Origin of the sequence: Ensifer sp. ENS06 (genome assembly GCF_014852205.1) — a bacterium.
Lineage (GTDB): Bacteria > Pseudomonadota > Alphaproteobacteria > Rhizobiales > Rhizobiaceae > Ensifer > Ensifer adhaerens.
In genome coordinates, this window is the sequence record NZ_JACVBC010000017.1 from 91,436 (window position 1) to 103,593 (window position 12,158).

Consider the following 12,158-nt stretch of genomic DNA (forward strand, 5'->3'; position numbering starts at 1 on the left):
TCAGGCTCCAGCGAGCTGGAGTTCATCCGCAAGCGAAGCTATCTCTTCAATCGCTGCGGCCAAATCCTCTGCTCCACGAGATTGTTGACGGGCGGCGGCAGCAGCCTCAATGGTGGCGGCACTTGCCTGCTGCGCGACTGTTGCGATCTGTTCCGTGCCGGCGCGCACCTGTTGAGTTGCGCTGAGGACGCCTTGAGCCGCTTGCTGGATCGCGCTGTTTCCCGTCGCGATAACCGCCACCTCCGCTTCGATTGCACCCAGGCGCTCGACGAGTTGCATGTTCTTGGCCACCTCGCCGTCAAGCGACAGTACGATCATCTCCAGATCGCGAAGGACCACGGCGATCTTGATCTGGATGATCCGCACAATGTCTTTGACGCCATCGATATTTTCAGCCGCATCGGAGGCGAGTTTGCGGATATCGCTGGAGACAATTGCAAATCCCCGGCCAGCCTCACCTGCGCGCGCTGCCTCAACCGAGCCGCTGACGGCAAGCATGCTGGTCTGGACCGCCACCAGAACTATGCGGTCGACGGCACGCTCTATCTGGAAGGCAACCTCATTGAGATCCGAAAGCACGCTGAGCGCTGCGCGCGAGTGGGCGAGCGCTTCGCCAAGACCGGAGGCGACACTGGAAATCCTGGTTCGGCTCTCCTGCAAGAGCTTCAGGACCGAAGCGATGGATTCTCCAGACCCCTGCGCACTTCGATGGGCACTCGCCCCACTTCGTTCGATCTGCGCCATTGCTGCGTTGGCTTGCATGGTCGCTGCGGCCTGTGCCTCCGCACCGCGGCTGATCTGTTCGACCGCGATCAAGATCTCTCCGGCAGCGTTCGCAAGTTCCTGAACCGTGGCCGACAGTTCCTCGGCTGCCGAGCTGACCTCGACGGATTTGAATGACGATCCAGAGCCCGACATCAGTTCGTCGGCAAGCGCTGCAAGCGCCTGGGCGGTTTTCTGGCTTTGATCCAAAGCGGTACTTTGTTGCTGGACGGATCGATGCGCCTCGGCCGCAGCTGTGGATTGTTGTTCAGCCGCGGCCGAAACGGTTTCCGATCCCCGTTGCGCCTCGCGTGCGGCAATTTCGGCTTCGACCGCAGATGTGAGAATGGACTGACTGCTGTCGAGCAGATCCGTCAGGCTCGTTCGCACTGCGGCGAGATTTGTGCTTATTTCCTGCCCCGAGAGAGCCTGAGCCTTTGCGATCTCCGCGGCATTCCTAACCTTTTCGGACACAGCGGCGACACCAGCCACGATGCGCCCTGCGTTTTGGGTAACGTCCCTCGAACCCCGTTCGGCGATTTCGGCAAGCGCCCTGACTTCGTCTGCTACGACAGCGAAACCTTTGCCATCGTCGTCGGCCCGCGCAGCCTCGATGGCGGCGTTCAGCGCCAGGAGGCTTGTGCGGTCAGAAATATCGGCCACGGTGAGGGTCGTCGAACCGATTGCTTCAGCCTGGTCTTGGAGTTGCGCAATGACGTCCACAGCCGAAAGCTGACGATCGGCGCCCGAAGCCAATGTCCGTACCGACACCTCAATTTGGACGGCAGCGTCGGTGATTGTCGTCTGCAGTCCTTCGGCGCGCCGGCGCGCGTTTTCGGCCTCCATCCGGGCGTCGGAAAACTGGAGCAGGAGCTGCCCGGTCCCAGCAAGTGATTCATGAGCTGCACTGGCCGCTTCTTCCGCACCACTTGCAATCTGCTCCAGTGTCCGATTGAGCTCGTCAGCGGCGGATGCAGCTTGCGCAACCCCGCTTGCAAGCTCGTCGCTCGCCGTTGCGATACGCTCTGCAGCTTTCTGCTGGCGAAGCCGGGATCGGTCTTGGGCGCGACGCGATGACGCCGTCTTTTCAACGGCGGTCACTGGCTGTGGGGATACCACTTTTGCTGCGCTGCGCTTTATCGCCAATTCGGTTGTTTTCACCAGTGCCATCAAGAGGGTCCGTCTGTGTTGATGATCGGACGGCATGCCGAACCGATAGCGGTTTGAATGAGGCGAGGACGAAGGATCGCGACGACTAGTCGTCGAAGTTCAAGATCATATGCGGACCCTACCCGGTGCGCAGTGTCTCGGTCGCGATCGCATTCAACAGTATATCCGGATGGCAGGGTTTGGTAAGAAAGATACCCTTGCTGAAGACACTCGACGCTTCATCGTCGGGCGCAGGAGCTTGTCCCGAATAGACGACAAACGGCACGGATCGTTGCAGAAGGGTCTGTGCAATCGATGTGCAAAAACCGTCTCTGACGCGGGGGTCGAGAATGCCCACCTCCGGGGTATTCGCCTCTAGCCATACTGCGGCATCCGCGCATGAACTGAAAACCTGAACAATCTCAAATCCCGCTTCTGCCAACAGTTCTTCCAGATCAAGTGCAATGATTGGCTCATCTTCAAGCACGAGAACGGATCGAGCCTCAGTCACGAACATTCTCCAACCCCATGTGTCGGCAGCGGCAAGCCACAAAAATCACAAGGGTTAACTAGGGTGCCACTGTCATTCGTCAACGAGCCGCAGGCAACGATTATTACCACCCTACGTTCGGCCGGCTGGCCAGTTCCCATGCGATGGCAACTAGATGAGAGAGGAAATCATCGGGCACGCGTGTGGTTACCACCGGTTTCGCAATTGGGTGCCACAATGCGCGTTAGAACGGGTTCGACCCTCGCGCGAACTTGCGGTGCGGGCACGCCTTATGACGATGGAAAGAATTCGACAAGCTCATCCATGCGTGGGTGAATACGGGCGCTGCCTGTAGGGCGAGCGCCTGAAGGAAAACTGGCGCCTTCCTTCCAACAAATCCAGGATTGCCCCGAATTTCTCATCCCACCAGAAAGCGGAACTGATTATCGTCACCCGATACGGTCCACCCACTCGGGCAAGCCTCTTCAATCACCCGCTCTATCTCGCGAGGGTCATATGGTTTTCTTTTCAGGGTCGGCGTGCCGCGAAACTCGTTCGAAAGGCCTGCCGAGCAATGGCCGTTGGCGGACACGAACGGTATTTTGCGACGGCGTTAGATCGTCGCCGCAGGAAAGGAGGCGGCAACAAAATCAAGAAGGAGGCGAAGGCGGATCACAGTCCTCATTCCGCGCCTCCGGAGTGCTTTCATTCGAACTCGAACCGACGCATTTCGTTGAACGTGTACAGGAATTCCCGGTCCGACCGTGAGGTATGGCATCGCTGACAGCGCGCAGTGTTCTCGTCCATCTTGATCGTGCCGTCTGGCTTAAACCACTGAAACTGCCAGTCGGCGGTGCGACGGCTTTCGTCGTAGTCCCGTCCCCAGTTCTCGCCTTTTTCCATGATGAAGTAGCGGAAGACCTCGCCGTCGCGGTAATCGACCAGTGCGACTTGAGTGCCATTCGGAACTGGCCGGCCCGCTCAAAGCTATTGTCGGCGTTGGGCCGAAAGTTAACCAACGAACCTCTGTCCTAGAAGAGAATCGAACCCGCAGCCGGATCTTTCCGGGCGTGCGACTTGCAAATGACTATGCCAAAAGTCACGAGCGCACGGATTTTCGCAGCATCACGGGTGCACGGAAATCGGACAGCGATTCGCACCCAGGGCTCTAAACACACGGATCGTATTTGCATGAGAAATAATGCTTGCAGAATTAGCAAGCATCACTATATTTGCTAGCATGAACAGCAAGCAGAAAAAGACTCTCGTGGCGGTTTTCAAAGATCCGATCTCGGGAACCATCGAGTGGGCCGCTATAGAAAACCTGCTTGTCGCTGCCGGCGCGAACGTCATCGAAGGAAACGGCTCGCGCGTTAAGTTCGAAAAGGACGGCATAATCGCGAGCTTCCATCGTCCTCATCCCGACAAGGAGGCAAAACGTTATCAAGTTCGCGATGCTCGCGAATTCCTGACGCAAATTGGAGTAGAACCATGAACACCATGACTTACAACGGTTATCACGCTCGCATAGAATTCGACGCGGAGGACGAGCTGTTCTTCGGTAAGATTGCTGGCATTTCTGACGTAGTCGGGTTTCACGGGGACAGCGTTGCTGAACTGAAGAAGGCGTTCCATGAGGCTGTCGATGATTACCTTGAGACCTGCAAGAGCATCGGCAAAGAGCCTCAAAGACCCTATTCCGGCAAGATGATGTTTCGAGTTGCTCCCGAAGTGCATCGCCGAGCTGCTCTGGCTGCCGAACTTTCGGGGAAGAGTCTCAATCAGTGGGCCGAGGAGGCATTAGAAGAAGCCGCGGCGCACTTCGCAGAGGCCCGCCTTTCGGCATAGGCCATTCGCTTCCCCGCAAGGTCGGCCGGCAGGGCTCTCGTCCGGGTCGAGGTCAACGGTCGTCACCAACACTAGAATGAACTTGGGCGTAAGGAACCCTCAATTCATCCGAGGTCGGACGAAACTCGCGACGGGGCGATGATCCAAAGGTGCAGTTCAGTCGTTAGACAACTTTAGGTGGCGCAGAGCCTTTGCAATGATCGCTTGCGGAGAAAGCCTGTCCAAGCAGGCCGATGGCAGTTGTTGCTACCTCAGTAGAAAATCCATGTTCGCAACGGGCCGACTCTGTCTGCGCAAGCCGGCTACCGGGATGCGGCGATTGTCGCCAGCTAAAACCTGAACCGCCTGCGTCGGGGTCATGATTACGGCGTTGGCAAATTCAAGTTTCTTCGGAAGGCGCGCAAAGCCTTCGTTGGTGGTCACGAACACATGGCGCCCGCCATTTTCATGTGCCCAGAACGCCTGAGCAGCGCCCAGGCAATTGCGCCAATGCCAAGCAGCGGCGCTGGACAGATCCTTTTTGTCCAAGCCGTAGCTCACCGCGTAGTCCGACCATCGTGCTGGCGTCGTCGGAAAAAGGGTTCTGAAGATAAGTCGCTCGCGCTCAATCGCCGCTTCATCACTCATAATAGAGAAACCATGGAATGAAAAACCGTGTCGCCCGATCGGCCGCAAGAGGCTGATGTGACCAAGTCCGAGCGCGCTCATTCGGCTTTCAAAGTCTGCAAATCGTTTTAGATGTGCGCCACCGGGCTGACGTTCATATGCGCTCGAAGCCAAAATGGCGATATCCGCCTCTCCACGCCTTGCGGCCTCAATCAACGTGCGAATGTCGCCGTGGGCCGATCTCTTCTCATCGATGTTGATGAGACAGTTGTTTTCGAGCGTAAAACTCCGCATCACTTCACCATGTTGCTCTAGTCACTCAATGCTCGCCATTTGCGAACCAAAGCCCCACATAACTCTCACTCTGGTTCTTAAAGCGATGCGCGCATCGTGGACATTCGGCTTGGCAGTAAAGAACAAACGAACAAGCGATCGCTCGAAGGTAACAAGGACACAAATCGCCATGGCGGTCAGTTCCCAAAGGAACATTAGGCGACGACAAACGCAAAAATCATGAACTCTCTCCGCTCAGCGGGGAGCTGCTTGTTCTTGTCCGCACGGGTCGGCTCGATCGGCGACAATCGCCTGAGAGGTTGGATCTTACCAAGCCTCGAAGGCTGCCTTAAACCACATCGTGCGCACCGCTTCAGGCGAGATGAGCCGCACGCGCGCCAAAGCGGCGGCGGTCAGCCGCGTCATCGATCGGCTGTCGAAGAACTCGAATTCCATGCCAAAACGGTCCGCAATCGGCTTAAACTCATCCTTCAGCACTTCTAGCTCCCGCCCCCCTTCGGAGCGGAAACTGACACGCATGAAGTGACCGGTATCAGCGTCATCGAACTGTGCGCTGTCGGTGATGTTGCATTCATCTTCCGCCAGGAAGGAGGAGATAGCGGCGACGATGCCGCGGGTGGATGCGCAGCGCACGCGCAGGGCAAACTCGACATTGGTGTTCCTCTTTGTGGATCAGGATGCGGCTGGTGTTGCCAAGCTGCGCCTGAACGATGCCGGGACAAATCTTGAGACCGACACCGCACAAAGGCTTCGCTGCTCCAAGCCCATTTTTGATCACTCAGGCAACCCGGCTAATCGGTTGGATAAATGGTCCGCGATAAGTCACCCTCTGCGGGTGGGGAAATTGCTTCGTCCTCATCCAGAAGGCTCAGCCTGGCGATCGCGGTGTCCGATATGCTCGTCAGAAATTCAGCCTGGGTCCAACCCAAAAGGCAAGCTTCCTCGACAAGGACCTGGATTGCATAGTGCACCGTCTGCTGGAGTTCGACCTTGCGCTCAAGCGTCCCAGGGGGCTGATTTGGACGTTCAATCATGGCTTTTCTCTCGTTTGGAGATTAAGGTACTGGCGCGGCAGCAGATCGGGCCCGGCGGATAAGATCAAAACACCGTGCTCAGACTATCGTTCCCCTCTTTCGACTGAAGACTGGCGTTAACATCATGAGCCTCGATTTTGAGGCCGCCCCCAGTCCACTTTCGCTCGTCAGTAAAGTTGATACGCAGTGCCATCGGGGCATGGAACATCAGCTGACCGGAACAAGAGATGCCGGGTGGAGTTTAAGCGTCTACCGATGCTCCTTCTAACCCAAAGGAAAAGCCATGACCAACCCAGCCTCGGTCCGCGCCATTGGCGATCCATCCGCCACAAATTCGACGATGAGCAGGCCACCGACCTCGCGTTAACAGCGATCGCGACCTCCGTCGTAAATCAGCAGATGCCTGAACGGGCATATATGACAGAAGAGGAGAAGCACATGGTAAGCACTGCACTTAAAGCCCTGCTAAGTGTCCTTGCGGTGGCAGGATACCAGAATAGGGACAAGATCGGCGAGCTTCTGAAAGGTCTGACCCAGAACCGACAAGACCAAGGACCAACCGGTCAACAGGAGGCCGGAGGAGGTTTGGGTGACCTGCTTGGCGGTCTGACTGGAGGCTCTGGTGGCCTCGGGGGCTTGCTCGGCGGTTCATCGACCGGCGGCGTGTTGAGGGGTGGTCTCGGCGATCTCCTCAAACAGTTCGAGCACAACGGACACGGGGAGACCGCAAAATCCTGGGTGCAGACCGGTCCAAACAGCGAAATTGATGATAGGCAGTTATCGGAAGCGCTCGGGCCGGAAGTCCTGGAGGATCTTTCCGCGCGGACGGGTCTTTCTCCTGAGGAGATTTTGAGCCGCCTCAGCCGAGATCTGCCAAAGGCGGTTGACGATCTGACCCCCAACGGCGTCCTGCCTCAAGAGGACGACCCTTTCGAAGGGCAGATCACTCCTCCACCCAAGACCCAAATCATATAGTCGAAGAGGCCGCCGCAAGGCGGCCGCTTCTTTGGCGTTTCTCAGGCGGGCGTTGCACAGGAATCAGACGCGCTACCCTAGCGGCACCTCCACAATCACGTTGCATACTTGGCTCGACCCGGAACATCGCACCCGTTCCGGACGCTGTCGGCGCTCTCATCTGCTTTTCAAGCCATTTGGTCGTGACGACGATCGTTGCGTGTTTTATTTGGCGTGAATGTCTGCCAACAAGATCTTGGCGAGTGCGACGAACTGACCCGTTGGATACTTTGATAAATACGCTTCAATCATCTCGGCGTTACCGGTGTCCCGCACCGTTTCCCAGAATGAAACCTCGATACCTGGCTCGCCCACCCCAGACCCACCTTGAGCAACGCGCGCGGCTGCGAGTTCGGCGAACTCGCCCGCAGGGTATCGCTTCAGATATAGGAGATATTCGGCCGGGTCATCGCTCTCCTGTACCGCCTCCCAAAAAGCCACCTCAACCCGGCGCGCTTCATCTTTGTCTTGGTCTTCCGGCAAGGCCTGATCGACCGAAGAGGATCGCTCCGGGTGTTGGACGGACGTTAGCTCTGCACTGGGGCCTGGTTCGGACTGCGGGTCAAACAGAACACGGAACACCCGGAGCGGGCGCGAAATGTTCTTGACCTGGTGCTCACCCAAATCCTCAAAGGTGGTGTCGACGCGATCGCGCAGATGATCTCGTACTCCTCGCGTTACACAGATGCCGCCGGCATCGGCCAGGCCTTCAAGCCGAGCGGCGATGTTGACCCCATCCCCGAAGATATCGCCGTCTTTCACCAGAACATCGCCGACGTTGATCCCGATGCGGAAGTACATCTTGTGTTTGTCGGCAAGCGGCCGGTTGGCACGCCACATGGCCTGCTGGATGGCGATCGCACAGTTGAAGGCATGCACAATCGATGGGAATTCCGCCAACACGCTGTCCCCCGCGGTCCCGAAGATCTCTCCATGAGCACTTTCAATAAGGCCGTCGATGATAGTACGATGCGATGTCAAGGTCGCCAGGGTCTGCTCTTCGTCGGCATTCATCAACCGCGAGTAACCTTCGATATCGGCAGCCAGGATCGCTGCAAGCTTTCTTTCAAGTGGTGGCGCCTCCATGTGAACGATCCGATCCAACGCGTGCGTTTCGATGTGCAGTCGATCATCAACCGATGAGCACGCGGCTTTGTTCCTTCCGTAAACGTTTGATCTCATCCGCGGGCGTATCACCCAAAGGCCGAATTTTGCTCGACCGAAATCTGCCTCGACGTGGGGTGCCGCGAGGGTTCGAACACGGTACGTTCCACTCCGCTTCCCCTCGCACCAAGGCATCGGCCAGAGGGTGAAAGGCTTCAAAGTTGACGTCCTACAAGCCTCAGCGCAGGACTCCTGCTTCACGGGCAGCTTCTTCAAAGGCCAATCGGGCCATGTAACCAGGCAAGTGACCATTCATGGCTTCGAGACAGGTGGTCAAAGCAGCCTGATATGCTGGACCGGATCTGGATCCGGACCAATTGTTTCGCAAAACCGCTACCGCTTCACTGGCTGATCCAACCAACACCTCGTGATCCGCATTGGGCAGGCTTATCACAACGCTTTCGTTCCAGGGGGCCGGTTGTTTTGCTTTCTCTAGATCGCGTCCGTAGCGTTCCTCGCGTTCCCACCGATCCTCTGCCATGGCGTTCTCCTTCTCGAACACCTTCAAACCGGAAAAACAGGAATGTGTTCCCAGTTCGAGCAACGAGGTTGGGCACGGATCCGCCCCCTTTTTTAGCCGGTCTGCCTTCTTCCCGTTATCGAGGTGCCCCCGCAAGGCTCCTTGTTCGGAAACTGTTGATGGGGTCGCGAAGCGACAGCCCCCCCCCGCACTTTCACGCGGCGTCTTTCAACGCGTCAGGACGTTAAGTCGTCGCACCGTTGTCCCCGTAACCATCGCCGCAGGCACATTTGAACAAATGCGCAGCCAAGGCGTTTAGCTGCTACCCACAATTCACAGGAGGAAATGACATGGATTGGGACCGTGTTGAAGGTAACTGGAAGCAATTCAAGGGACAGATCAAGGAACAGTGGGGGAAACTGACCGACGACGACTTGGACCAAATCGCTGGCAAACGCGATCAGCTCGAAGGCAAGATACAGGAACGGTATGGCCTCGAAAAAGATCGGGCACGACAAGACGTGGATGACTGGTTCGGCCGGCAAACCTGGTAATCTTCAGAGCGCCCCGCCCCAGGCGGAGCATCTGGTGTGCCCCAAGCGGCCCGACGGCTACGGCGCGTCGGGCCGCTAAACTGCCCTCCAGCTACCGGTCGGGAAAACTTGCTTCAGATAAACTCGCGCGCTGTTCGCCGCGAAAGAGTATCCATTTTGTCTTAAAGGCGATACGACTCTCGGGGGGAAAGGGTGCTCGATCGGGCGGCAGTTCGAGCTGCACAACTGAAGCGAATTTCTCCAACCTCACCTCAAGATGCCGAGTGCCTGCCACGCGCCGGCTTCCGGTGATAGACCCCACAAGACCGTGTTCGGATCCCATGACGAGTTGTATATCGTGGGCCGAAAGTAGAGGGCCGCCTGACCATCGTGCTCAGTTGTCGGTAGCCCCGTAGATCGGCCCTCAAGCCAGATCTCGCGGAGATCTCGTCCGGCGTGCCCGTCTGCTCGTTTGACCGTTGTTCAGCACCACAATACGGTCGGCTAGCTCAAGCGCCTTCCCCTGGTCGTGCGTGACAAAAACAGTCGTGTATCCAGTTCGATCGTGGATGTACTCGACGAGGGTGCACTGTTCGAGAGTGCCATGTGGCTCGAGCACACCGACGCGGTGCGGACGCATAGGGAACTTTTCGGATCGATGGCCGTTTGTGATTTGCCGATGATCCCGACGCCGGATCATCGACCGGGCTGCGACGCGAAGGCGTGCGGAACCCGCCAGGTACACGCTCGCTTGGCCCCGTTATCGCCTTTCGGGGCCATTTTTTTGTGTTCGCTCCCTGCCGACAGGAACCTGTTCAGCCCCGTGCGTTTTTTCGCTTGTCTTGATGCCAAGTGTCCCCCGAAGTAGCCCCTCGCCTCGTCGCGCCCGACGGGGCCACTTCTTTATGAATTGATCGACAGGGGATTCCCGGACCTGCGATGGCTTTGGCCCACTAGGTGCCCGACGGATGAGCCGCACGCGCCAGCGCGCCGCCTGGCCATTTCTTACGGTGTAATGGAACCGATACGAAGTCTCGACGTTTCTGGCTTCGTGAGACCCTGAGCCCCCGATCAGGGTGACACCTTCACAATCCGCCCGGAAGTGAAGTACTCTCTCTGGCCTCGTCCCGACGGGGCCATTTTCTTTATGATCCCTAGTCGCCGCGGCCATTACCACGACGGGGCCCGCGGTCGCCGATGAGGATTATCGTCGTGGGTGGACGAAGGCGCCCGATTTAGCGGCGAATGCATTGAGCAGGATCGGCGCGGCGCCGTGGGAGTGGACCCCGTTCCAACACAGCCTGTTGGCTCTGTCGACGGAAGGGGCCTTTTCCTTTTTAGTCGCTTCCTGCGTGCGTCCATTAAAAAAGACAGCCCCATCGCTGGGGCCGTGAGGTAAAACATCTGACGCTTCTGTTGAACGGTCCGCAGGCAAACCGCGCTCGATAGGCCCCATCTGCGGAGTTGAGGTTGAAGGTGGGGCCTAGAGGCGCTTTCGATCACCAAGCGGCGGTCGAGCAACACGTTAGAACGTAGGAAAGCGCCAACGGTTCCACCATGGGACTTCAGTCCCATAACCCCCGCGCAATGGTCCTAATCCCGTGGAGAACTGACCCCGATACGCTATTTCTAAACCTCAGCCTATGGCGAACTATTCGGCATAGGCCGACAACGACACCAGGGCAGCCTGCCCGTCCCTTCGGTTCGCTCTGGTGTCGTTGCCGACCGGAGGAATGGACTATGTACGAACAATACCGCTACGGCGGGCCACCGAAAAAATTCTCGACAGGGTTTCTTATCGGCGTGATGCTCTTGGCGATGCTCGTCATCGGCGGATACCTCGTCGTGAACAGCGCGTTATCGCACGAACCTCAACAATCCGTCGCCATCGTCCTTCCGACACCTTTGGCATCCTCAAAGTAGTTCTCGACTGAAACAGGAAAGCAGCCATGAGACTGATGCACTTAGGGCGAACCCGCCTTGAAATGCTCTGCCACGATATCGCCCTCAGCCAAGCCAGAGAGCGCTGCCTACTCGATCTCTTCGAGGCTTACGCGTTCGTCTCCTCAACGCGAGCTTCTGCGGGAATACCCGGCCCGTAAAGAAAGATTGCCGAACTCCAACAGATCTTCGCCGACAAGGCAGAGTCGTCGCCCTACTCACGCTAACCGATGAGCTACTATTTTCATGAGCATGGCCAAGCGCAAGCGTTATCCCAGTATCCCCGATAAGGGCGGAGACAGTTTTGCGCCTGATAGCGAAGTGGGTCGCAGTATGGCTTCACGGCCTCAATGGAGGAGCGGCTCTACTGAAAACAATCGACGTCAGATGGACCCCGGTGAAATCCCGGCCTTCGTCGACGACGTCATCGAGGCAGGCTGCGACATCTGCGCCGTGGGGCATGACAGCTACGTGATTAGCGAAATTGAGGAGCAGACCGCAACTAAGGAAAAGCTTGACCGAATAGTAGAGAAGTACGGCAATCGCGACGCCCTGAGGTGGGAGATCGTCGCCTACCTTTGGTCGATTGGCCGGTTCCTGGAGCTTGCGTCCGAAATCACCCGTCACTAGTTTCGCAAACTCCCGCGGGCAGACACAGTGCCGAGGCTACGGGTAGAATAAAAGCCTCTGCCGGGATCGGCAGAGGCCAATGCACGCTGGTGCAAGCGGCTCGTCTGAACGGATGGAGCACGCTTCCAAAGCTACTGATGAAGGGCGGGGCGACAATTCACCCCAATGGAAGTGCATGCTCCGCCGACATGGAAAGTTTCGCTTCTTGAGCTACCATTGGGAGAGCGCCATAT

The 12,158-nt window shown here is 57.5% G+C and carries 13 protein-coding genes and 1 pseudogene; 6 read left to right on the forward strand and 8 right to left on the reverse strand.

All coding sequences use genetic code 11. The features are described 5' to 3' along the window. The 3 genes and pseudogenes from IB279_RS32995 to IB279_RS33005 all read right to left on the reverse strand — a co-directional run. Positions 1-1,932, reverse strand: a complete 1,932-nt coding sequence (locus IB279_RS32995; RefSeq protein WP_060606942.1) for a methyl-accepting chemotaxis protein — start codon at positions 1,930-1,932, stop codon at positions 1-3. 118 nt (positions 1,933-2,050) lie between these two features. Continuing rightward, positions 2,051-2,428 carry a response regulator gene (locus IB279_RS33000; RefSeq protein ID WP_060606946.1) on the reverse strand — a complete coding sequence of 126 codons (378 nt, stop codon included), beginning with the start codon at positions 2,426-2,428 and terminating at the stop codon, positions 2,051-2,053. A 678-nt stretch (positions 2,429-3,106) separates the two neighbouring features. Beyond that, positions 3,107-3,379, reverse strand: a pseudogene (locus IB279_RS33005) (cytochrome P460 family protein); the annotation flags it as partial. Between the two features lie 262 nt (positions 3,380-3,641). Between IB279_RS33005 and IB279_RS33010 the strand changes: the two are divergent. Together IB279_RS33010 and IB279_RS33015 are read left to right on the forward strand one after the other, a co-directional pair. Next, positions 3,642-3,896: a type II toxin-antitoxin system HicA family toxin gene (locus IB279_RS33010; RefSeq protein ID WP_060607022.1), complete on the forward strand. Its 255-nt coding sequence runs from the start codon at positions 3,642-3,644 to the stop codon at positions 3,894-3,896. After that, complete coding sequence (locus IB279_RS33015) at positions 3,893-4,249, forward strand: type II toxin-antitoxin system HicB family antitoxin (protein ID WP_060606947.1); 357 nt, start codon at positions 3,893-3,895, stop codon at positions 4,247-4,249. Before IB279_RS33010 ends, IB279_RS33015 begins: the two co-directional genes overlap by 4 nt. A gap of 246 nt (positions 4,250-4,495) precedes the next feature. On the opposite strand, the gene IB279_RS33020 is transcribed toward IB279_RS33015, so the two are convergent. The 3 genes from IB279_RS33020 to IB279_RS33030 all read right to left on the reverse strand — a co-directional run bounded on the left by IB279_RS33020 (position 4,496) and on the right by IB279_RS33030 (position 6,183). Further along, positions 4,496-5,149, reverse strand: a complete 654-nt coding sequence (locus tag IB279_RS33020) for a hypothetical protein (protein ID WP_110819440.1) — start codon at positions 5,147-5,149, stop codon at positions 4,496-4,498. A 306-nt stretch (positions 5,150-5,455) separates the two neighbouring features. Continuing rightward, positions 5,456-5,782 carry a hypothetical protein gene (locus IB279_RS38240; protein WP_192340595.1) on the reverse strand — a complete coding sequence of 109 codons (327 nt, stop codon included), beginning with the start codon at positions 5,780-5,782 and terminating at the stop codon, positions 5,456-5,458. 158 nt (positions 5,783-5,940) lie between these two features. Then, positions 5,941-6,183, reverse strand: a complete 243-nt coding sequence (locus IB279_RS33030; RefSeq protein WP_113189015.1) for a hypothetical protein — start codon at positions 6,181-6,183, stop codon at positions 5,941-5,943. A gap of 438 nt (positions 6,184-6,621) precedes the next feature. On the opposite strand from IB279_RS33030, the gene IB279_RS33035 reads away from it, so the two are divergent. Further along, on the forward strand, positions 6,622-7,158 hold the full coding sequence (locus tag IB279_RS33035; protein WP_113189028.1) for a YidB family protein: 537 nt from the start codon (positions 6,622-6,624) through the stop codon (positions 7,156-7,158). 204 nt (positions 7,159-7,362) lie between these two features. Here the strand turns inward: IB279_RS33035 and IB279_RS33040 are convergent, their stop codons facing one another. Together IB279_RS33040 and IB279_RS33045 are read right to left on the reverse strand one after the other, a co-directional pair. Next, positions 7,363-8,283 carry an adenylate/guanylate cyclase domain-containing protein gene (locus tag IB279_RS33040; RefSeq protein ID WP_113189027.1) on the reverse strand — a complete coding sequence of 307 codons (921 nt, stop codon included), beginning with the start codon at positions 8,281-8,283 and terminating at the stop codon, positions 7,363-7,365. A gap of 256 nt (positions 8,284-8,539) precedes the next feature. Beyond that, positions 8,540-8,842, reverse strand: coding sequence for a DUF982 domain-containing protein (locus tag IB279_RS33045; RefSeq protein WP_162741325.1), 303 nt, complete (start codon positions 8,840-8,842; stop codon positions 8,540-8,542). A gap of 329 nt (positions 8,843-9,171) precedes the next feature. Between IB279_RS33045 and IB279_RS33050 the strand changes: the two genes are divergently transcribed. From IB279_RS33050 to IB279_RS38040, 3 genes are all read left to right on the forward strand, one after another. Beyond that, entirely contained in the window at positions 9,172-9,375 is a 204-nt protein-coding gene (locus tag IB279_RS33050; RefSeq protein ID WP_029742764.1) for a CsbD family protein, read from the forward strand. 1,719 nt (positions 9,376-11,094) lie between these two features. After that, entirely contained in the window at positions 11,095-11,277 is a 183-nt protein-coding gene (locus tag IB279_RS33055; RefSeq protein ID WP_029742765.1) for a hypothetical protein, read from the forward strand. A 264-nt stretch (positions 11,278-11,541) separates the two neighbouring features. Continuing rightward, positions 11,542-11,925 (forward strand): hypothetical protein, encoded by a 384-nt coding sequence (locus IB279_RS38040; protein WP_309142328.1) that lies wholly within the window; start codon positions 11,542-11,544, stop codon positions 11,923-11,925. Positions 11,926-12,158 lie beyond the last annotated feature (233 nt).